Annotated in this window: 21 protein-coding genes and 1 tRNA gene; 6 read left to right on the top strand and 16 right to left on the bottom strand. The window is 44.7% G+C overall.

Annotation, left to right across the window (positions count from 1 at the left end; all coding sequences use genetic code 11):
• Nucleotides 1-63: 63 nt before the first annotated feature.
• From ptsP to aroA, 5 genes are all read right to left on the bottom strand, one after another.
• Nucleotides 64-1,833 carry a phosphoenolpyruvate--protein phosphotransferase gene (gene ptsP / locus MHH86_RS12485; protein WP_036686134.1) on the bottom strand — a complete coding sequence of 590 codons (1,770 nt, stop codon included), beginning with the start codon at nucleotides 1,831-1,833 and terminating at the stop codon, nucleotides 64-66.
• The gene (locus MHH86_RS12480) at nucleotides 1,830-3,716 is read right to left on the bottom strand and encodes a glucose PTS transporter subunit IIA (RefSeq protein ID WP_036686132.1); all 1,887 of its coding nucleotides are present in this window, start codon (nucleotides 3,714-3,716) and stop codon (nucleotides 1,830-1,832) included. The genes ptsP and MHH86_RS12480 overlap by 4 nt, the downstream gene beginning before the upstream one ends.
• A 1,155-nt stretch (nucleotides 3,717-4,871) precedes the next feature.
• Nucleotides 4,872-5,540, bottom strand: coding sequence for a hypothetical protein (locus MHH86_RS12475; protein ID WP_036686130.1), 669 nt, complete (start codon nucleotides 5,538-5,540; stop codon nucleotides 4,872-4,874).
• Nucleotides 5,541-6,033: 493 nt separating this feature from the next.
• Complete coding sequence (locus MHH86_RS12470; RefSeq protein WP_036686129.1) at nucleotides 6,034-6,468, bottom strand: CoA-binding protein; 435 nt, start codon at nucleotides 6,466-6,468, stop codon at nucleotides 6,034-6,036.
• A gap of 75 nt (nucleotides 6,469-6,543) precedes the next feature.
• Nucleotides 6,544-7,836: a 3-phosphoshikimate 1-carboxyvinyltransferase gene (gene aroA, locus MHH86_RS12465; RefSeq protein ID WP_036686127.1), complete on the bottom strand. Its 1,293-nt coding sequence runs from the start codon at nucleotides 7,834-7,836 to the stop codon at nucleotides 6,544-6,546.
• 110 nt (nucleotides 7,837-7,946) lie between these two features.
• Between aroA and MHH86_RS12460 the strand changes: the two genes are divergently transcribed.
• Entirely contained in the window at nucleotides 7,947-8,252 is a 306-nt protein-coding gene (locus MHH86_RS12460; protein ID WP_038570249.1) for a rhodanese-like domain-containing protein, read from the top strand.
• A 4-nt stretch (nucleotides 8,253-8,256) separates the two neighbouring features.
• Here the strand turns inward: MHH86_RS12460 and MHH86_RS12455 are convergent, their stop codons facing one another.
• From MHH86_RS12455 to MHH86_RS12440, 4 genes are all read right to left on the bottom strand, one after another.
• Complete coding sequence (locus tag MHH86_RS12455) at nucleotides 8,257-8,805, bottom strand: shikimate kinase (RefSeq protein ID WP_244886472.1); 549 nt, start codon at nucleotides 8,803-8,805, stop codon at nucleotides 8,257-8,259.
• A 144-nt stretch (nucleotides 8,806-8,949) separates the two neighbouring features.
• Nucleotides 8,950-10,365, bottom strand: a complete 1,416-nt coding sequence (gene gndA, locus MHH86_RS12450) for an NADP-dependent phosphogluconate dehydrogenase (RefSeq protein ID WP_076317169.1) — start codon at nucleotides 10,363-10,365, stop codon at nucleotides 8,950-8,952.
• Nucleotides 10,366-10,626: 261 nt separating this feature from the next.
• Nucleotides 10,627-11,223: a hypothetical protein gene (locus tag MHH86_RS12445; RefSeq protein ID WP_036686566.1), complete on the bottom strand. Its 597-nt coding sequence runs from the start codon at nucleotides 11,221-11,223 to the stop codon at nucleotides 10,627-10,629.
• A gap of 381 nt (nucleotides 11,224-11,604) precedes the next feature.
• On the bottom strand, nucleotides 11,605-12,894 hold the full coding sequence (locus tag MHH86_RS12440) for an MFS transporter (RefSeq protein ID WP_036686122.1): 1,290 nt from the start codon (nucleotides 12,892-12,894) through the stop codon (nucleotides 11,605-11,607).
• A gap of 97 nt (nucleotides 12,895-12,991) precedes the next feature.
• Here MHH86_RS12440 and MHH86_RS12435 point away from each other — a divergent pair, with 97 nt between their 5' ends.
• Nucleotides 12,992-14,467 (top strand): aminotransferase class I/II-fold pyridoxal phosphate-dependent enzyme, encoded by a 1,476-nt coding sequence (locus tag MHH86_RS12435; protein ID WP_036686120.1) that lies wholly within the window; start codon nucleotides 12,992-12,994, stop codon nucleotides 14,465-14,467.
• A gap of 129 nt (nucleotides 14,468-14,596) precedes the next feature.
• On the opposite strand, the gene MHH86_RS12430 is transcribed toward MHH86_RS12435, so the two are convergent.
• Both MHH86_RS12430 and MHH86_RS12425 read right to left on the bottom strand, forming a co-directional pair.
• Complete coding sequence (locus MHH86_RS12430; RefSeq protein WP_036686118.1) at nucleotides 14,597-14,908, bottom strand: DUF1292 domain-containing protein; 312 nt, start codon at nucleotides 14,906-14,908, stop codon at nucleotides 14,597-14,599.
• Between the two features lie 80 nt (nucleotides 14,909-14,988).
• The gene (locus MHH86_RS12425) at nucleotides 14,989-15,543 is read right to left on the bottom strand and encodes a copper amine oxidase (RefSeq protein ID WP_036686116.1); all 555 of its coding nucleotides are present in this window, start codon (nucleotides 15,541-15,543) and stop codon (nucleotides 14,989-14,991) included.
• Nucleotides 15,544-15,707: 164 nt separating this feature from the next.
• Between MHH86_RS12425 and MHH86_RS12420 the strand changes: the two genes are divergently transcribed.
• Complete coding sequence (locus MHH86_RS12420) at nucleotides 15,708-16,445, top strand: MBL fold metallo-hydrolase (protein WP_038570244.1); 738 nt, start codon at nucleotides 15,708-15,710, stop codon at nucleotides 16,443-16,445.
• Nucleotides 16,446-16,510: 65 nt separating this feature from the next.
• Here the strand turns inward: MHH86_RS12420 and MHH86_RS12415 are convergent, their stop codons facing one another.
• The 4 genes from MHH86_RS12415 to MHH86_RS12400 form a co-directional block, all read right to left on the bottom strand.
• Nucleotides 16,511-16,750, bottom strand: a complete 240-nt coding sequence (locus MHH86_RS12415) for a DUF3892 domain-containing protein (RefSeq protein WP_036686113.1) — start codon at nucleotides 16,748-16,750, stop codon at nucleotides 16,511-16,513.
• A gap of 86 nt (nucleotides 16,751-16,836) precedes the next feature.
• The gene (locus MHH86_RS12410) at nucleotides 16,837-17,280 is read right to left on the bottom strand and encodes a GNAT family N-acetyltransferase (protein ID WP_036686111.1); all 444 of its coding nucleotides are present in this window, start codon (nucleotides 17,278-17,280) and stop codon (nucleotides 16,837-16,839) included.
• A 107-nt stretch (nucleotides 17,281-17,387) separates the two neighbouring features.
• Complete coding sequence (locus MHH86_RS12405) at nucleotides 17,388-17,600, bottom strand: hypothetical protein (protein ID WP_036686109.1); 213 nt, start codon at nucleotides 17,598-17,600, stop codon at nucleotides 17,388-17,390.
• A gap of 100 nt (nucleotides 17,601-17,700) precedes the next feature.
• Nucleotides 17,701-18,774, bottom strand: a complete 1,074-nt coding sequence (locus MHH86_RS12400) for a site-2 protease family protein (RefSeq protein WP_036686564.1) — start codon at nucleotides 18,772-18,774, stop codon at nucleotides 17,701-17,703.
• Between the two features lie 167 nt (nucleotides 18,775-18,941).
• On the opposite strand from MHH86_RS12400, the gene MHH86_RS12395 reads away from it, so the two are divergent.
• From MHH86_RS12395 to MHH86_RS12385, 3 genes are all read left to right on the top strand, one after another.
• A complete protein-coding gene (locus MHH86_RS12395) occupies nucleotides 18,942-20,156 on the top strand; it encodes a copper amine oxidase N-terminal domain-containing protein (protein ID WP_052096984.1) in 1,215 nt (404 codons plus the stop codon).
• Between the two features lie 162 nt (nucleotides 20,157-20,318).
• Nucleotides 20,319-20,621 (top strand): hypothetical protein, encoded by a 303-nt coding sequence (locus tag MHH86_RS12390; protein ID WP_036686108.1) that lies wholly within the window; start codon nucleotides 20,319-20,321, stop codon nucleotides 20,619-20,621.
• A 149-nt stretch (nucleotides 20,622-20,770) separates the two neighbouring features.
• A tRNA-Val gene (locus tag MHH86_RS12385) sits at nucleotides 20,771-20,842 on the top strand.
• Between the two features lie 311 nt (nucleotides 20,843-21,153).
• Here the strand turns inward: MHH86_RS12385 and MHH86_RS12380 are convergent.
• Complete coding sequence (locus MHH86_RS12380; protein WP_051491435.1) at nucleotides 21,154-21,492, bottom strand: ArpU family phage packaging/lysis transcriptional regulator; 339 nt, start codon at nucleotides 21,490-21,492, stop codon at nucleotides 21,154-21,156.
• Nucleotides 21,493-21,524: the final 32 nt, after the last annotated feature.

Below are 21,524 nucleotides of genomic sequence, written 5' to 3'. Positions count from 1 at the left end.
ATAGAAAAAGGCTCGGCAAGAATGCCGAACCTTGATATGAATTGAATAAAAGTTACAGTAACTTTAGGATGAGGCTTTCTCCTGTAGTTCTCCGCTTGATCCAAGCGTAAGGCCACTTTTTTGCGCAAACGCAGTTAACATTTCTTCCGTCTCTGAGCTTGTACGATGATGGAAACACGCTTTGGCAATTCTTTTGGCATCCTTGGCCAATGTGTTCAGTGTGCGGTGTTTAACCTTCAGCAGCGCCTGCGGCGACATGCTGAGATCTCTAATTCCCAGCTCCAGCCAAAGAGGCAAAGAACGCTCATCCGCCGCCATTTCACCACATACACTGATATCAATCTTGGCATTACGTGCCGCTTCTACCGTCATACGGATCATTCGCAGAACCGCTGGATGGTACGGATGATACATATGAGCAATTTGTTCATTCATACGGTCTACCGCTAACACATATTGAACCAAATCATTAGTGCCGATACTGAAAAAGTCAACTTCCTCAGCCAATAAATCCGCAATCATAACCGCCGCCGGAACTTCAATCATAATACCCACGGGAAGATTCCGGTTAAAAGGGATATCTCGTTGCTCCAGCTCAGCTTTCACTTCTTCTAAAACAGCTTTTGCCGCCTGCACTTCCTCTACGGAAGAAATCATCGGAAACATTAACTTTACATTCCCGTATGCACTTGCCCGCAAAATGGCACTTAGCTGGGTTTTGAACATATCCAATCGATCCAAGCTGATGCGAATCGCCCGATAACCAAGGAAAGGATTCTGTTCTTCAGGCAGCTGGATATAATCCAACTGCTTGTCCCCGCCAATATCCAGCGTACGAATCACTACAGTGTTATTGCCCACCTTCTCGACAACCTGTTTATACACTTCAAATTGTTCATCCTCAGTTGGGAAAGATCTGCGGTCCATATAAAGAAACTCTGTACGGAACAGGCCTACACCTTCAGCACCATACTTAAGTGCTATGTTGAGTTCTTTAACTGAACTGATATTGCCGGCAAGTCGCAGGTTCACACCATCCTTGGTGACAGCCTCCACGGTGGCGAGCAGTTCCAGCTGCTCTTTCTTTTTATGCTGTTTATCCCGAATCGCTACATATTCATTTATCGTAAGTTCATCTGGATGGATTTGTACAGATCCGGTATCGCCGTCGATCACAAGCATGTCCCCGGTCTGAATAGGATTAGACAGATTATTCTCCAAGCCCGCTACAAGCGGAATGCCTAGCGCACGAGCCATAATGGAGGAATGTGAGGTTTTACCGCCCATCATGGTGACAATACCTAGAACATAAGTTGGATTCAAGTGAGCTAGCTGGGAAGGAGACAACTCCTTCGCAACAAGAATATATGGCTGTGTATCCGATGGTAACGTAACCTCTGGAGCGCCTAAAAGATGTTTTAAAAGACGGTTTCCGACATCCTTGATATCAACCGCCCGCTCCTTCATGTACTCATCGTCTAGCAGATCAAACATCGCTACAAAATGATCAATCGCTTCTTTCACAGCTACTTCTGCCGCTTTGTACTGGCGTTCAATGATCCCGCGGATTTCACTCATGAACACAGGATCATCTAAGATCGCCAGATGAGCATCAAAAATACTCGATTCCTCCGGACCTACCACTTCTCTGAACTCTTTTTTGATGAATTCAATCTCGTCCTTAGAGGTACGGATACCTTCGTATAAACGCTCAAACTCCTTAGCTAGATCCACTGGGTTCACTTGTGTATCCGGTAAGCTCCATTCCCAGTTCGGCAAGACAAAGGCCTTCCCGATAGCTACACCTGCTGCTGCGCCTATGCCTTGTATCATCCTTCAATCCCTCCAACGTTACTTTCGTGTAAGACTACGGACATTACTGATGATTGCCCCTTTTTAACATTTTTAAATGGAGCATAGCTCCATGATTTGACCCGATCAGGATTCGTGATCACCATCGGTGTAGCCAATGAGGCCGCATGTTCACGCAAATAAGCGAGGTCGAATTTAACAAGCAATTGACCTGGCTCCACGCTGTCGCCTTCTTTTACAACCGCCTCAAAGGGTCCCTTGAGCTGTGAAGTGTCGATCCCTATATGCATGAGTACTTCCAGCCCTTCCGGCGTCGAAATACCCACGGCATGCATTGTAGGATAGACGTGCATAACTTTCCCGAATACGGGTGAAGTAAGTTCCCCTTTTTCCGGCAAAAATGCAACCCCATCGCCCACTAGCTTAGCTGCAAAAATGTGATCAGGCACTTCCTCGATAGGCATCATTCTGCCCTGCATTGGCGAACTGAACAGCACCTGCGGCAAATCACGAAGCATAAGCTTGTTAATCTCCTCGCGGATCAGTTCAGAATACGTGCCAAATACTACCTGGACATTTCCGCCGCCCAGCTTGATAATCCCTGCGGAACCCAAACCTTTAAGCGCTCCAGTATCTATATATCGGTCATTATGAACCGTAAGCCGCAGACGGGTGATACAGGACTGCACTTGTACAATATTCTCCTTGCCCCCAAGCGCCTCTAAGATTAGCGGTGCCTGATAAGGGATATTGCCGGCCCAATCCCCAAGCTCTGAACCTTCTTCACGCCCCGGTGTCGGGATCTGAAAACGGCGAATCGCCCAGCGAAATAAATTATAGTATACAATCCCATAGCCGATACCAATCGGAATCAGCAGCCAAGCCCTCTGTGACAAATGCATGTTCAAGAAGAAATCAATGGCTCCAGCCGAATAGGAGAACCCGTGATGGATTCCCAGCATGTAGGTCAGTACCATTGCGAGACCGGACATTACAGTATGTACCGCGAACAAATACGGAGAAGCAAATAAAAATGCAAATTCGATCTGCTCCGAAACCCCGGTCAGAAAACAAACCAACGCCGCACGCACAAAAGTCTTTTTAATCTTGGGCTTCAAATCCTCGCGCGCTTCCTGAATAATTGCAAAAGCAATGGCAGGCAGCGCAAACATCATAATCGGAAACAACCCCGCCATAAAAATCCCCGCCGTAGGATCGCCTGCAAAAAAACGCGGCAAATCCCCCTGAACCACAGCACTGCCATCAGGAGTCGTAAAATTCCCAAATTGAAACCAAAACACATTATTAAGAATATGATGTAGTCCAAAAGCGGTCAGAACCCTATATAGGACCCCATAGATAAAAACGCCAAACCCGCCCGTCTGCAATATTCCCTGAAAAAGATTATCCAGCCCAATCTGCAGCAGCGGAGATATTCCTAACATTACCCACGCGAACCCGGCAGAAAATAAGCCCATGAACAGCAAAACAAAACGCGACCCTCCAAAAAACTGGATCGCCTCTGGAAGCTTAATATTTTTAAACCGGTTTTGCGCGACACCGGCAACGATCCCCAGCAAAATTCCGATTAGTGTTGCAGGTTGTACAAGCCCGTCTCCCATTTGGGTGACAATTCGGTCGTAAGTGAACATCCCAGCCAGCGCTGCAAGACCCGCTGTTCCGGCTTGATTGGATAACCCCCATGCTACACCTACAGCGAACAAATAAGGCATATAATAAAATATTGCCTGCCCCGCGTAAGTAGCCACTTCAGACACCGAAGAAAGTCCCCATGCAGACCAAGGTAAGCTGCCCAAACTCAGCAAAATGGCTGCCGCCGGCAGTACCATGGTAGGAAGCATTATGGCTCTGCCCAATTGCTGCAATGATCCGAGCCAATTCAAGGCTACCCTCTCCTTTCTTTCTATATTGAATGGTAAGCGCTGCGGGGATTTTTGTCAAAAGAAACTCATGAGATCTTCACGTTACATTTTTAAAACAAATATTCTCACATTCCACTAAACATTTATTCATTAGTATCCATAGAACGGCTGGTATTTACGTGGAGCTATTAATACTACAGAGTCAGAATCGAGTTTAAGTGTACTTTGTGCAACTATTCATATCGGCGTTACTCTGAGCACCTTTTTAACTGCACTTTATACAACTATTTTTAGTGATTTTCCACTTCATCTAATCTTTGATGCGTTCTAAGTGTACAAAGTGCAACTATTTCGCATTTAGATAGCTATTTTAGCGTTTTAGTTGTATAAAGTGCAATTATTCCCTTGCGCAGCTATCGTATAGATATCCCTCGCATACCTGATTTGATTGATTGGATTGGATTTGATCTGGTCTGGTCTGAACTGATCTGATCCCAGAGCATTCGCTTCATAACATCGAACTTTTCTCCCCCACTAACTAGCTCCAACACCCTAAACTCACAGTTAGGAATTCCACCTGAGTTTAAGTGTACTTTGTGCAACTATCCATATCGTCGTTACTCTAAGCACCTTTTTAACTGCACTTCATACAACTATTTTTAGTGATTTCCCACTTAACCTAATCTTTGATGCGTTCTAAGTGTACAAAGTACAACTATTTCGCATTTAGATAACTATTTCGGCGATTTAGTTGTACAAAGTGCACTTATTCCCTTGCGCAGCTATCGTATAGATATCCCTCGCATACCTGATTTGATTGATTGGATTGGATTGGATTGGATTTGATCTGGTCTGGTCTGAACTGATCTGATCCCAGAGCATTCGATTCATAACATCGAACTTTTCTCCCCCACTAACTAGCTCCAACACCCTAAACTCACAGTTAGGAATTCCACCTGAGTTTAAGTGTACTTTGTACAACTATTCATATCGACGTTACTCTGAGCACTTTTTTAACTGCACTTCATACAACTATTTTTAATGATTTCCCACCTAATCTAATCTTTGATGTACTTTAAGTGTACAAAGTACAACTATTTCGCATTTAGATAACTATTTCGGCGATTTAGCTGTATAAAGTGCAATTATTCCCTTGCGCAGACTCTAAAGATCCTCTTACCACAATTGATCTGGTCTGAGAGCCTTCACCTCATAATACCGAATTCTTTCTCCCTGATTAACCGGCTTCAGCAACCCCTTCTCACTTAATGATTGCAGCAATCGACGCGCCGTACGGAAATTAATGCAGAAATGCGTGGCCACATCCTTTGGACGAACCGGTCTACCGAGACGCCAAGCGAAACGCAGAACCTCTTTTTCCTCAGACAAAATAGCTACGCTAGCAGAATTACGAGCCAAGTAAGGCGCCAGCACCAGTTGCAACAGCATCCGGCAGACCTCGGGACGTTGCTGGATATCATCAAAAGAAAAATGAATCATCCTCCAGCCCATCCCAGTCAAAAAAGTGTCCCGATTTACTGAATAGTTGAATTTTTCGCGGTCCATATCTTTCACATGGCTTTGATATCCATCACACTCGATCCCAAAGCTGCTGCCCGTCTGCGGAAGAAAAGCAAAGTCCAAAAATTGTGATTTGCGATTCCAGTCATATACTTCGTATTCTGGATGCAAATCGTCTAGGGACTCAAACATAGGCCACCATACATTCTGCAAAAATAGCTTTTCCGCAAAATTATTGCCTCTAACCAGCCTCCCTCTTTTTTCACCTGTTCTTGATTTCATATGTTGGTCGATAAACAAACCATGCGCTTCTTCAAACTCCATAACCTATAGCCTCCCCTACAAAATAAAAAAACGCCCTTCACCGCAAAAAGCGGTTAAAGGACGTTCTTCGTCTAATCTCATTATAACTAGCTCAACAGGCGAGTTACATTAAAAATCGCACCTTGTGTTACACAATACCTCTTACTTTGGCTGATCTCCATCATCTAAGTTTGCTATAACCTCAGCGTCATAAATTTAAACCTAGTTAGTTTATTCCACTTTTGCTCGTTCTCGCCAGTTTGCTCATTCTTCGCCAGCTAGTTCATTCTTCGCCAGTTAGTTCGTTCTTCACCAGCTAGTTCATTCTTCACCAGCTAGTTCGTTCTTCGCCAATTAGTTCATTCTTCACCAGCTAGCTCGTTCTTCATCAGCTAGTTCATTCTTCACCAGCTAGTTCGTTATTCGTCAGTTCCTTGTTACGTCCGTTGGTCAACGATAACTGTAATCACCACACACTTAACTCAGTGTTCAGTTCAACAGTATATGACCAACCCTACTGCCGGCTACGCCCATGCATAGTGATCGCTTCTTCGACCTTGATGCAGCGGTCCATAATGGCGATCATACCGTGCTCAGCGGCGATTTCACCGGCTTCCGCGCTAACTATACCCTGCTGGAGCCACAGCACACGTGCGCCAATGTCAGCAGCCTCCTGCGCGACCTTTGCGCAGTGTTCGCTTCGACGGAATACATTGACGATGTCCACTGGCTCCGGAATTTCTGCTAAAGTGTGATAACACTTTTCTCCCAGGATCTCACCATCCACCGTTGGGTTAACGGGAATGATCCGATATCCCCGGCTTTGCATGGCGCCCGCGACCATATAAGAGGTACGGTCTGTTTTGTCTGACAAGCCGACAACAGCAATGTTACCTGCGGAAGCAAGGATATCTCCGATCTGCTCCCGACTTGGATTCTCAAAGCTCATAAGTAGTGCCCCTTTCCATAGTTACACTTAATGATCCTTGTTTAACTGAAGCTAGATACGCTAGCTCCCTCATTCCTATTGTACCCACTCCACATTCGCACCAAGCGCACGCAAGTGATCAAAATATTGCGGATAAGATTTTGCCACATGATGTGCATCCTTAATCAAAAGAGGTTTACGCGCACGCAAGCCCACTACGGATAGTGCCATAATTACGCGGTGATCATAATGCGCATTAATGGTGACTCCGCCTTCGACACCTTCAGGCATACCGTGAACAATTATCTCATCGCGGCGTTCTTCTACCTTAGCTCCGGCACGGGTTAATTCTGCTAAGTAATCGGTAATGCGATCGCATTCCTTATAACGCAAATTCTCAACATTATAGAATCGGGAGGTGCCTTCTGCAAATACTGCGGCAGCCACCATGGCCAATACCGCATCGGTTGCAGCATCTCCATCAAATTCAACAGCTTTTAGGATACCGTTCCCTTGGACATGTACTGTGCCCTCTTCATGAGTAAGAGGAACTTCCATCATCCGCAGCACATCAACAATGGCTCTTTCACCTTGTTTACTTTGTTCTGCAAGACGGTGGATTTTCACATCCGACTTTGTAACGGCAGCCGCCGCAAGGATTGCCGCAGAGCCTGGGTAGTCACCTTGAACAGTATATGACTTAGCTGCATAAGCTTGACGACCTGGAACTTTAAAGGACATGTAATCATCCGCAGCGTGCACCACAATACCTGCCTGCTCCAACACTTCCAAGGTCTGGCCCACGACAACCTTCGATTTCAAATCATCGAGGACAATAATTTCACTATCTTCTTCAAGCAATGGTGTCAGGAATAATAGAGCACTTAAGAACTGGGAGCTTACTGCACCAGAGACAGTAATTCTGCCTCCAACCGGTTTACCCCCACGGATCGTGATTGGCAATTTCCCTTCATTATGCTCCACCTGAACACCTAGCTGTTCCAGCGCCACAATCAAGTCGTCATGCGGACGTTTGCCCAATGAGTCTGGATACGTATTTACAAAAGTAACCTCAGGACTTAACGCGGCCACAGCCATAAGAAAACGCAGCACCGCTCCGGCATTTCCTACATTAAGTTCTTTAACGTCTTTTGGATGACGTCCGAAGCCTTGAATCACAATCTTTTCCTCATCCTCTGTAAGCACAGCACCCAAATCTGCTATGCAGCGACGGATCGCGTCGCTATCCTCACTATGTGCAGGATGATAAATCGTACTTACTCCTTCAGACAATGCCGCAACCAGCAGATAACGTGTCGTATAGTTTTTGGAAGAGAGGGCTCCAAATTCTCCTTGCAGAGATGGCGTTGGCCTAACAATAACGTCCATAATATAAACTCTCCTTAGTAGATGTAGTGGGTATGTAATGCTCGTTTGACAGGGTATTCTGTTCTTGTGTTATCATTAAACCATTCTTCTGATGAAAAGAGGCCAAACCCATGCATAATGTACCACAAATCACACCGCAAGAATTACGGCAGTGTATAGAGACAGGTGAAGACCTTGTACTCATCGATGTTCGCGAAGACGAAGAGGTGGCCTCTGGGATGATTCCAGGTGCACAACATATCCCTATGGGAGAAATTCCACACCGTACTGAGGATATTCCAAGCGACGCCAAAGTGATCTTCATTTGCCGTTCCGGTGCCCGCAGCCAACGTGTCTGCGAATATCTACAGCAGTTTGGTTATAACGCTGCGAACCTTAGCGGTGGTATGATTGAATGGAATGAGACACTCTCTTAAAAGCTCAACCGCGGTAATGCATTAAAATATGTTGCGACACTTCTGCCGCAGTCAGTCCCGTTGTATCGACCGTGTAATGCGCGAATAGGTATGCATCCTGGCGATCTTCCATGATTCGTCTGACCCGTTCTTCTGCATTGCCGGCGAGCAGCGGACGATTCTGATCCCCGCTAACACGTGCAATAATCTCTTCCTCAGTTGCCGTTAGCGCAACCACATGCCCTTTACTCAGCATTAAGGCTGTATTCCCCGGCGCCAATACCGCGCCACCACCAGTGGATATTAATTTATTCTCAGACTCTAGCATTTGCTTAAGAACCGCAGTTTCCACGCTTCGAAAGTATTCCTCACCATCTTCTGCGAAGATTTCTGCAATGCTTCTGCCTTCAGTCTCAATAATGACATGATCCAAATCAACCAGCTCATAGCCCAGCTCCTCGGCCAAAATAGCACCAACAGTTGACTTACCAGTCGCCATCATCCCTACTAAAATAATGTTTTTGTTCTTATCTTCCTGACTCATCGTTTTTAGTTCTTCTGTATCCCCAGCCATGACTATCCTCCAACCGCGATATTTGTCATATCATAACACAGGGTCAAAACATTAGACAATCCGCTTCTTCCAGTAAAAAAAGACCCGAAAGGCTCCCCATTTCTGGTGAAGCCGTCCGGGCCGCTTGTCATTCAGTCAATTAGATTATTCTGCTGCCATCCAGTTGTGGTGGAAGACGCCTTCTTTGTCCACACGTTTGAAGGTGTGAGCGCCAAAGTAATCACGTTGAGCCTGAAGCAAGTTAGCAGGCAAACGTTCTGTACGGTAGCTGTCATAGTAAGCCAATGCGCTGGAGAATCCAGGGACTGGAACACCCAAAGTTACCGCAGAAGCAATGACTTTACGCCATGCAGATTGGTAATTATCCATAACATTCTTGAAGAAAGGATCAAGAAGCAGATTCTTAAGCTCTGCATTGTTCTCATAAGCATCTGTGATGTTTTGTAGGAAACGGGAACGGATAATGCAGCCGCCGCGCCAGATTTTAGCCAGCTCGCCATATTTCAGATCCCAACCATATTCGTCGGAAGCTACGCGAAGTTGAGCGAAACCTTGCGCGTAGGATACGATTTTGCTCGCGAACAATGCTTTACGCACGTTCTCGATGAATTCGGCTTTGTCGCCTTCAAATGTTATTGCTTCTGGTCCGTTAAGCACTTTGCTTGCTTCTACGCGCTCATCCTTCATAGCAGACAGGAAGCGGGAGAATACGGATTCGGTAATCATGGACAGAGGTACACCAAGATCTAGTGAGCTTTGGCTTGTCCATTTACCAGTACCCTTTTGGCCAGCGGAATCAAGGATAACGTCAACCATAGGTTTGCCGGTTTCTTCGTCATATTGAGCAAAGATATCAGTAGTGATCTCGATCAGGTAGCTGTCGAGCTCGCCGCTGTTCCACTCTTTGAAAATATTGTGAAGTTCTTTTGCATCCAGACCTAGAACATCTTTCAACAACTGATAAGCTTCACAGATCAATTGCATATCACCATATTCGATACCGTTGTGCACCATTTTAACATAGTGTCCTGCACCGTCAGGTCCGATATATGTACAGCAAGGCTCTCCGTCCACTTTGGCTGAGATTGCCGTTAGGATAGGCTCTACAAGTTTATACGCACTTTCTTGACCACCTGGCATAATCGAAGGACCTTTAAGAGCACCTTCTTCACCACCGGAAACTCCAGTACCGATAAAGCGGAAACCTTTTTCTTCCAGCTCTTTACTACGACGAACTGTATCAGGGAAGTAAGCATTCCCTCCGTCGATAATGATGTCGCCTTGATCAAGATGCGGCAGCAGTTGCTCGATGGTAGCATCAGTAGCTTTACCAGCTTGAACCATGATCAGAATTTTGCGCGGTGTTTCCAGCGAAGCTACAAATTCTTCAACAGAAAATGTGCCTACGAGGTTTTTACCTTCCGCTTCAGCAAGAAGATCATGTGTCTTCTCCGGGGAGCGGTTGAATACGGATACGGAAAAACCTTTGCTTTCGATATTTTGAGCCAAATTCTTGCCCATTACCGCCAAGCCAATAACGCCGATTTGTTGTTTTGCCATCTGGTCCTCCACCCTTTGCACCCTATATTTTTGTGAAATCCATTTCTCGCAGTATAAGAATACCACCCTTTATCAGAGACAGCAAAGCCTGCCCTGCGAATAGAGATCAATTTCATTGACAAATTCAGACCAAGAAATGATCACAATGACTATTTTAACGTTTTTAACGCAAGAAGTGAACCCCTGTCTGCAAGTTCCAATACAAATATAAGACACCCCGATGAACAGGGTGCCTTGAAAGAACATTTGCCCGGCACTTGCTTACCATTCTAACATAAACAATTCCTTGGTCAAAAAGGCAAGCTCAGCTCGACATTTGTCCGCGCGAACCGTATCTCCAGCCTTTAATGCATCATTTAACCGATCCAACTGTTCATCAACTTCAATTCTCCGCTGGCGAACCCGTTCTTCCCCTTCAATAGAATAAAAGAGTCTTGTCAGCTCCTCATCTGTGAGCATAGGTCCCTTCTGATATAACACACGCTGCTGATAACCAGAAATTTCAACCAGGCGAATCACTTCGCCAAACAGAATATTTTCAATAATAATCTGCCGATCCCGGAAACGCTTAACGATAGCATGCCCGCGCATATCCCCAATTAATTTCTCCATCCACTCTGACAAGCGAGCATCACGGATCATATAATCGCCCACAAGCTTATAGCCGTCCTTAATCCTTTGAAACCGCAATTTCACTAACTTACGACCCGTACGGACCGAAATCACAAAGACCTGTTCATTCTCGCTCCAATATAGGGAATAACCTTCTTGAATCAAATCCTTGATCAGGTCCTGGATATGCTGTCTGTCGAACCGCAGTTCCAGGTTACAATATTCCACCTCGTCGTTTTTGTTCACGGCACTCCCCCCTAACAGCTTCACATCTGTAAAGCCAGCCTTCATTAGTTCAATTCCAGAGTAATCATGGCTGCCGGACCTCTTCTTGAGTTAACTTCCTTTTTGCGTTCGTCTTAATCTTATTTTATACTTCAGTTTATGTAGCGGTAACTTGGTTTATTGACTATTTTTACCCGCAACAGCCTTTCTCCAAACGCTGAGCGAGAATTTTAATGCCTTTTAGTCCTTTTGGAGCATAGACGTTCTAGTCCTTCAGCTGCACAGTGTCATACAGAAGACCTTCGAAACTTACTTCCGTTATATCTTATATCCTTCTAATTTTCTAAAAAAACCGCTGATATACCGGATCATTCTTCGGTTATCAGCGGCTCTTTATTTTCCTCAGCTAGTCTTAAATTTCTGTTTCGTTCTATGCACAATAAGCAGATGCAGCCCGAAGAGCAGCAGCATTACAATGGCACTTGCCAGGAATGGGACACCATGTCCTACATGATCCCATAATCTTCCTGACAAAACTGGCCCCGCTACCATTCCTGATCCTTGGAGTGTCAGGAACAACCCCCAGACCGTCCCTCGTTCTCCCTTAGGTACTTGCTTAGCCAGAAAGGCATTCCATGCCGGGAGGATAAGCGCGTAGCTTATACCGACCAGTGCCACCGCGATAAAGGCAAGTGGCAGCCAGCGAACCTGAGAGAAAAAGGCCAGTGAAAAGGCAGCTAACAAAAAACCTATATTCAGAAACACCGTTGTCCCTATGCGGTCCACCAGCTTGCCTGCGGGAATAAGTGCAAGAACTGTAATCCCTCCCCCTGCGATGAGGAGCAAACTGAATTGATTGGGACTAACATGCAGCTCTGTACGTGCAAACAAGGTAACTACAGGCGTCATCAAGCCAATGGCGAAGGCTTGTAGGAACAACGCCGGGTACAGCCATCTGCTGACTTTCAGGGTAGTTCTCACCTGATGCAGCGTTCTTTTTATACTTTCTATCGGACTAAGCTTTTTACGATCCATTGCTCCGCCAAGTCCATGCATGTCCCTCACGACAGCATGAGACCCGCTGGAAGAGATTCGTTTAGGTAAGAAAAGGGCTACTACAACTACAGCGGCAGCACAACCTAACAAGACCAGAAAAGCCACATGATAACTCTGTCCACCCTGATCCATTAAAAAATTCACAACAATTGGACCGATTCCTGTTCCTGCGAGAGAGGCCATCTCAACAGCGCCCATGGCCGCACCACTGCTGCCGCTTTTGGTTGATCCGGCGAGTTCGGTAATTCCGGTCATCACACATGGCCAAAGCGGAGATGTCCCGATCCCAAGAATGAGACAGGCGATGGATAACGCAACGGCCGTTTTGGCATAGATTATCAAGCCAATGGCTACTAGAATCAGCAACAATGCACCTGTCATCGTCCAGCGGAACCCTATGCGCTCCATAACCCAGCCTGAAGGGCTGCGGAAGACGTTGTCCCCCAAATACTGTAGGGCAAAAGCGAATCCCACTACTGTCACCGACAGGCCCAGTATATTCTCCATATACACTGGCAACAAGGCAACAAGCAGCGAACCTTTAACAAATTCAACTAAAAAAATAATTACCCACATCTCCACAATAAATGGTGATGCTAAACTAATATTCATCCGTTGTTCAGCTTTCGTGGACATTCTATCACATCCAAATCCTAGTATTCTGAAGATTGTTTTGTTATACTGATGCTTGCCTTAAAAATTAACTATTCGCGAAAGGTTGTGACAGCATTAAATGAATCAACACCGTACTCCCCTCTTCACAGCTCTAAAAAAGCATGCCGCCGGCAATCCAGTTCAATTTCATATTCCCGGGCATAAGAAGGGGCTAGGAACCGATGCCGAATTCCGTGAGTTTATCGGCGATAACGCTCTATCCATAGATCTAATCAACATCGCACCGCTTGATGATCTACATCAGCCAACTGGCGTAATCCAGGAGGCTCAAAAGCTGGCTGCGAAGGCTTTCGGCGCCGACTATACGTATTTTAGCGTACAGGGCACGAGCAATGCCATCATGACGATGATCCTCTCTGTCTGCTCACCGGGTGAAAAAATAATTGTGCCGCGTAACATTCATAAATCCGTAATGTCGGCCATTATCTTCTCCGGAGCCAAGCCTGTGTTCGTCTCGCCTGTACAGGATGAGAATCTCGGGATAGATCACGGCATAACCACCAGTGCGCTGGAACGAGCGTTAAAGCGTCATCCAGACGCTAAAGGAGTTCTAGTTATCAATCCAACGTACTTCGGCGTATGTGCCGACCTGCGTTCGATTGTCGACCTGGCTCACCGTTACGGGGTACCCGTACTGGTGGACGAGGCACATGGAGTACTGATTCATTTTCATGAGGATCTGCCGGTATCGGCCATGCAGGCCGGTGCGGACATAGCTGCCACTAGTGTGCATAAGCTTGGTGGTTCCATGACGCAAAGCTCGGTACTGAATCTAAATGCGAAGACTGGGCTGATTAACCCACAACGGGTGCAGACCATTATGAGCATGCTGACAACAACATCAACCTCATATATTTTATTGGCGTCTCTCGATACATCTAGACGTAATCTCGCGCTGAACGGACATGAAATGGCGGAAAGAACGATCCAATTGTCCAACTACGCACGCGAGACCATTAACACTATCGAAGGCTTGTACAGCTTTGGTAAAGAAATACTTGGAACTGAAGCAACTTTCGATCTAGATCCAACCAAACTTAACATTCATGTTCGCCATTTAGGGATCACAGGTTACGAAACCGAAAACTGGCTGCGTGAGAAATACAACATCGAAGTTGAACTGAGTGACATGTATAATATTCTTTGCCTTATTACCCCAGGTGATACTCAAGAATCAGTAGATAAATTATTAGCTGCTTTGCGGGTGTTGTCCGCCATCCATTATAGCAAGGGTGAAATCTATGAACTGAAGGTTCAGGTTCCAGAAATCCCGCAGCTTGCTTTGATTCCAAGAGATGCTTTTTATGCTGACACTCAGTTAGTTCCGTTCCGCGAATCTGCCGGGTACATCATTGCAGAGTTTATCTATGTATATCCACCGGGGATACCGATTCTCCTCCCTGGCGAAGTCATTACTCAGGATAATATCGACTACATTATCGACCACGTCGAAATCGGTCTGCCGGTTAAAGGTCCTGAGGACCGCAGCATCACTAATGTTAAGGTGATTGTTGAAGCCGATCCTATATCCTAAGATCCATCTTTTCCTAAAAAACTTCAATCATTTATACAAAAACCCGATACCATAATGAGTATCGGGTTTCTGTATATAAGCATCAACTGTCCCATTCACATAGAACAGCTTAAGTTTAGTCGCTAGAATCTATTCTTGCTGAGCAAGCAGATTGTTGTAAGCTTCTTCAACAGCTTTCCATTCTTCTTCATCTTCGATATTATACAATACCATTTCTTCGTCTTCTTCTTCCATACGCAGAATAATGCCGTCTGCTTCTGGATTCTCGCGCTCTAACAACAGAGCATATAATTTCTCGCCTATGTCGAACGTTTCTACAAGCACCATTTCCACATCTTCGCCCTGCTCGTTCGTCAAGGTCAGCACAAACTCCTCGTGCTCATGGTCGTGATCATGCCCGCAACCGCATGCTTCACCATGCTCATGTTTGTGATCGCTCATTGTAATACCTCACTTTGAATTGTATTATCCTACATCTGGTATCGTACCACGTTAGATTAGTTCAGGTCAATTTAGAACACCTAATTTAACGCTGTAATTACCTTCTCCGACACAAGTACGTAATCTGCATTTTTGGATGGCTTAATATAGAAGCCTACCCGATATTTGCCCGCTTCTTTAAAGTCATAAGTAAACTCAGAGGTTGGAAACCAGAAATTATCCTTCTGTGAGCCTTCAAGCACCTGCGACTGAATATCCTTAACGTTACCAGACGGATCTGTCATGGCTACTTTCACAGCTGAAATCTCTTCAGTCAGGCTATCTACCTGTGTTAATATCTTAATTTTCAGCTTGCCTACGTTGACATTGCCAAAAACCGTATCCCCTTTAAAAAGTACAATATGGACATTAGGTTTAAGAATCGTAACTTTCCCAGAACCGTCCCAAGTAACAACCCCGCCTGTTTCTCTAGCAGGAATGTACGTTTTTCCATCAATTAGATAACCGCCGTCTACAATTTCTTTTCCGTTGCTCCATACTCTAATTTTCTGATTAACGGAATCGGCGAATAATAATGAGCCACCCATTAAGGAAAAAGCAAACACGCACAAAGTGATTTTTTTCCATCTATTCATTTGAGACCCTCCAGATAATTCATGCTGTTAATATATACTTACTTTGTTTCAGCAAGTTGCGCTAATTTTAGGTAAATATTTCATTGATCTTGCGAAAAATGATATTATGGTCTTATTCGAAGCAGAAACATTAGCTATAACCGATTTCAGGAGGGTTCTTTCTTATGAGTCTAAGCCTACAAATGCTAGGAACAGGCAATGCTTTTGCGAAAAAATATTTTAACAACAATGGCTTGCTGCTAGATGAAAATTACACCCTGCTGATTGATTGCGGGATAACAGCCCCGCTTGCCATGCATAGACTTGGAAAATCCTTCAATGACGTAAATGCTACGCTCATTACACATATTCATGCGGATCACGTTGGAGGGCTGGAAGAGCTTGCGCTAACCTTAAAGCATGTGCACGGTAAAAAAATGACCTTGCTGCTTCCTGAGACACTTATAGAGCCCTTGTGGAACAATACATTAAAGGGAGGCTTGTACCAAGAAGATGCTGTATCTTCCTTATCTGATATCTTCGAAGTTAAGCCCTTGCAGCCTGAAATTACCTACAACCTCTCTCCTACTCTTTCAATAGAGATCGTACAAACACCGCATATTCCCGGCAAAAATAGTTATTCCCTTCTAATAAATAACGAGATTTTTTATAGTGCGGACATGACCTTTCAGCCGGATCTACTGATTAGCCTTGTGCGGGAGCGCGGGATCCGGATCATCCTGCATGACTGCCAATTAGGCGGAACAGGCGTTGTTCACACTACGCTGGAAGAGCTGATGTCTCTGCCTAAAGATGTTCGCGAACGGATCAAGCTCATGCATTATAGCGATGAACAACCAGATTTCGTCGGACTTACAGGGGAGATGGAATTTTTAGAGCAGCATGTGAATTATAAGTTCTGATCTTTGCATATAAAAAAAGCCGTACATAAACGTCTGTTGACGTATGTACGGCTTTTCGTGTTGAACTATGAAAATGTCGGCAAATTATCCAGATTGTTAGTCGGATCTCCATCCGCATCTCCGCGGATATAAGTTTCTCCATCCTTACCTTTAAAAGCGTTCACTCCGGCAATATTTCCGGCCTGTACTTCTTGCAGGGCTTGGTCATACGCCAGCACACGTCCTGTAGAGGTCTGGAAGCTTGTCAAATCGCCATCCCCATTTTTTTGAACAGCTACGAAAGATTCTCGTTCGTTATTTGGCACTTTAGCTCGCCCCTTGCACTTGGATTTGCCATCATTCGGCACATCCTAGCTTGCGTAAAGAGTCCAATAATTATGTGCGCCAATCTTTAAAGCATTTTTTGCATCCGTACATGTAATATACCTGCATCATAGAATGGCTCCGTAGAAATAACTTCATAGCCGAGTTTCTTATAGAAATTCTCTGCCTGACACTGAGCATCTAAAATTGAAGCTTCCAGTCCAAGCTCCCGAGCAAGCTCTTCCATAGCCAGCAACAAGACACGTCCGTATCCTTTGACCCGATAGTCTTTCAATACGGCGATGCGCTGCATTTTAGCAGTACCTGCTTTGTAATAGATCAATCTCCCCGTTGCTACAGGTACCCCTTCATCTATAATCAGAATATGGTGCGCATTCGGACTGATGGCATCGTATTCGTCAATTTCTTCCTCGGCCGGTACCTTTTGTTCCTCAACAAATACTTTAGTGCGGATATCCAGCCCCATCTGAAGCTGTTCCTCTGTAGTTACCCGTAAGATTTCTGCCGCCATGTTAGTTGCAAACTCCTCTCTCTATGTAGCCAACGATAGTTGTCTATTATATAAAATAATGACTAGAAAGAAAAGCCTACATATGGAATCCGTAACCTCTCAGTAGACTAATCCACAGAATATACTTCTTCAGGGATCGAACGGTTATATACGTCTTTCATCACAGGTGATAACGGAGGATACTGACTTTTAGATTTGCCATCCAGATTGGTCATCTCATTGATTTCCATAACTTTTGTGGGTTTCGCCGTAGAACAACCCACTACACCCAGTAGTAACACTAGGCAAACGCCGACTTCCCATTTCACAATTTTAGACATTAAAAAAGCTCCTTTCACCGCAGCTGCAGTTATACTCACTACAGCTTTGACGATTCAGGAGCTTTATAAACAATAGGAGCTATTCATTCCAGTTGCCCTCTTAGAGATTGACGTTTCCAACCAAATGGACTAAATACATCATCCCAACCAGAAAGCCTGCTAAAACAAAATAAGCTGTCCCATATTTCCAACGTGTACTGGCTGGTACATCGTAATACTTATCATTATCATGGACTGTATAGCTGATGTCACAATGCATTTTTAAATGAAGACCATTCTCTAACGTTACTTGCTCCAGCTGCGAAATTCTTACCTTTTCAATAATACATTGCTGTGGCAGTGTAGCTTTGCCATAATAATTCAGCTGATCCCATCTCACCACAACATACTGCTGTCTCTCTAGATCACTGTAGGTGGTAAAAGGTAAATCCCGGCGATGCTCAGCTCCTGGAATCATGTAACCCGCCTCTCTCAAGGGCTCCACTGGAATTAAGAAACCCTTAGTCACAGACTGCGGCCGGTTGTTGTTACGTCTTTTCACAAATTTGTTATACAGATCGTAAGCAAACATTGCCCAGATGATAAAGAACAAAATCGAACGCAAGTAAACGATTATAGCTAAGCCACCGACCAGACCCACAAGCCACAGCCAGCGCGTAACCGCGGTAGCGATACGTCCACCGTCTAGCGGATGGATTGGCAGCAGGTTAATCAAATTAAGCAAAAAGCCTATATAAGCCAGGGAATAAAGAAGCGGACTATCCATATAATATGCCGCTCCAAAAACAGCAGTAGACCCAATAGTACCCAGAATCGGTCCGCCAAAAGCTACATACGCTTCTGTCTTCGCATCCAGCGGATGTTTTTTCATAGTAATTAACGCGCCTAAAAAAGGAATAAATAGCGGAGCGCTGACGGGTAGCCCGATGCGCTTAGCGGCTATAACATGTCCCAATTCATGAACAAGCAAAAGCAGGACGATACCTATGGCAAACCCCCACGGATAAATTAAAGCATATGCCCCTATCGAAACCATCATGGAAATTAACGGCCCGGCAATTTTACCTATTTTCAGCAGAGACAAAATCGCCTTTCCTTTTAACAGGAGCATAGCGGCTCCGCCCCCCAACCATTTCAGCGGAGTAGAAGTATTCTTTTTCTGCTCATTTTGCATTTGCGGCAAGATCACAAGCTCCTTTATCTTTCAATTTTAAAAAAACTACTAGTATTTCAACAAAGAGTCCTTCCGAATGTATACGATGCAACTTTTAGAAACGTTTCAGCGTCAAACCAACTATCTTGGATAAATTTTACTGCCAGATAAAGAAAGGGTTGGTTCATATGCTCTCTTTTCACTCCAAAGCTTGGTTATCCGTCTTAATGCTCTCAACACTTCTACTCCCTGCCACCGTGTCAGCAAGCTCTTCATTAACTGTATCGGAGTCGCCTGCGCTCGCCCAAGCTTCCTTTGCTAATACTTCGCAAGTATACTACCAATTTGGCGTTCCAGGCGGAAACATTGGCGGACCTGCGCTGCTCAAAAATGGTGTAATCTACGTAGATGTTCGGGGGATCGCTGAGCAAGCTGGCTTAAAAATGGACTGGGATAAATCCGGCAAACGTGCTCTGTTCAAAGGCTGGACTAAAAGTTTTGCTGTTCGAATCGGGAGTCAAACTGGAGTCCTTGACGGGAAAGCGGTAGATCTAGGAGGAATACCTTTTAAATCCAAAGAAGATGGGATATATGTGCCGGCGCGTTTTATCGTTAAGGCTTTCGAAGGCAGCCATCTCCGTCTGGACTCCACAACGAACACACTTTTAGCAGATGATCTGAAAACCTTCAATGTTTTCACAGAATCCTCTGGAGGGCGCACCTATACGTTGGTCAAAGCTAATGGTGATTTATATGTCTCACAAGGCAAGGATACGGTGATAAAACTCACTTCACTCCAAACAAACTTTGACTGGGCAGGAATGAAGATCGAGAAAACGGCGGGGGGGCTGCTAGTCATTAAGATTATTGATTCCTATGGAGAGCCTCATATTAATACACGCGAAATCACACTCATATTCAAAAATGGTGCATTACTACGCAAGGCCACATTCGCCTACCAGTTCAGAGGAGATGCGGATTTCAAACCTTATGATGGCAACCTAATCTTGCATGATGGTAATACCTTACGTTTCATCCAAGACGGCACGGGCAATGTAATAGATACTCTTGATCTTGTAAAGCTGGGTGGCGAGGAAGATGCTTACTATGTAGAAGGCATTGATAAAGAAATCATACTGCTTCGTGGAAATCAGAATGGATTGCTTACCTTAATCGACCGCCAAACAGGCGAGCGAACCCTTTTGTATAAGGAGCTACTCACAGCAAAGGATCAGGAATACGCGGAAAATAACGATGTTCCTTTTAAAGGAGATACTTTGAAATTCATAAAGCGGAGCGGTGACAAACTGTATTTTATAAATGACTCCCCTCTTACTGGCAAAAAAGAAGTTATCTACTCCATTGAAGCTCATTCCAATAACTCCAAGAATAATACTGATTAGAAAGTACAGTACAAGCATGTGTATTGATTAAAGAACTAATCGAATCCTCCTCAGGGATTATCCCTGAAAATTAACCTTCCTACATATAGGCAAACGCCGTGAACGTTGTAGGCTAAGGACCATAGACTGTTATCAGGATTGAAACATTCGAGGAGGATATCCATGGAATCAAATACAAATTTTCATCAACAGGTCGCTTGGAATTGCATGAATAAATATGTAGGTATAGTAACGACTGATGGTCAATCCTTTGACGGCTTCATCGCTCACGTGGACCAGAACTATATCACCCTTGCGGTTCCCAGCAATGAAATGGTCGATCGTATGAACGGAATGCCTGCCGAGCAGTCGAACTATAGACAATTCGGGTTCCAGCCCGGCTTTTACCCAAGACGCCGCTTCTATCCACGCCGTATCCCTTTTTTCGGAATAAGCAGTCTATTTCTACTCCCGTTTTTTATCTGACTCGGTGCAGGGGGATGATGGGTCATCCCCTTTCTAGCTATTAACTACTTAGTCGGAGGAGATAAGAGAAAACACCACTCTACATCTATATTGATTATAAAAAAGAATTGCCATCCTACTCTCTCATATGGTATTATAAATTTCGTCGCAGGACGGTAGCTCAGCGGGAGAGCACTATCTTGACAGGGTAGGGGTCATGGGTTCGAACCCCATCCGTCCTATACGTGAAAGCCTTGATATTCAAGGCTTTTTTTGTTTTCTATTCACTTATCATTCTATTGAAATCCTTCATGATACGAATTTGATACGAATCGTTATTTGCTTTTCATATCAGTTCGCTAGGTCCTCCGGGAAAATATCATCACTTCTACCCTCTAGCCAATTCCTAAATACCGCTTTATTGATATATAATTCCCTTCCTGCTTTTGCAACATGAAATGGTGCGTCCCCTAAAAACTCATATAACTTAGCTTGACTCAATTTCATTATTTCCTTTACATGCTTTGGGCGGAGTGTCATCGGGAAGCTTTGCCTATATCTTCTGATCCGTGATGTAATCAAATTCGGTTATTATATATCTTTCTTTAATCAAAAATGATTCCATTCGTGGAAGCCTATTTACAATCCTTTCAATTCTCTCACAGTACTCCTTACGTGCTGCTAAACTATCAACATTGTGTATGGCAATATTCGCGGTTTGGTCCGAAGTTGTTCCCGTGTCGCTTCTCGGAGTAGTTGACCATGCTGCTGTCGTGGCTGCTTCGCGTTCCTCAAAAGTTAGGAATTTATTCTCTCGATACTTATCAAAAGCCGCTTCAACCGCAGCTTGCGTCCGTTCTCTATCTATCTCTGGCAGGAAGCTTTGTTGCACCTGCTATCACCTCACTGTAAAAGAATCCCCCG

The sequence above is a fragment of the Paenibacillus sp. FSL F4-0097 genome, from assembly GCF_038593125.1.
Classification (GTDB): Bacteria; Bacillota; Bacilli; order Paenibacillales; family Paenibacillaceae; genus Paenibacillus_AQ; species Paenibacillus_AQ odorifer.
The sequence above is the reverse complement of the archived record's forward strand: the minus strand, read 5'-3'. Positions and strand labels throughout refer to the sequence as shown.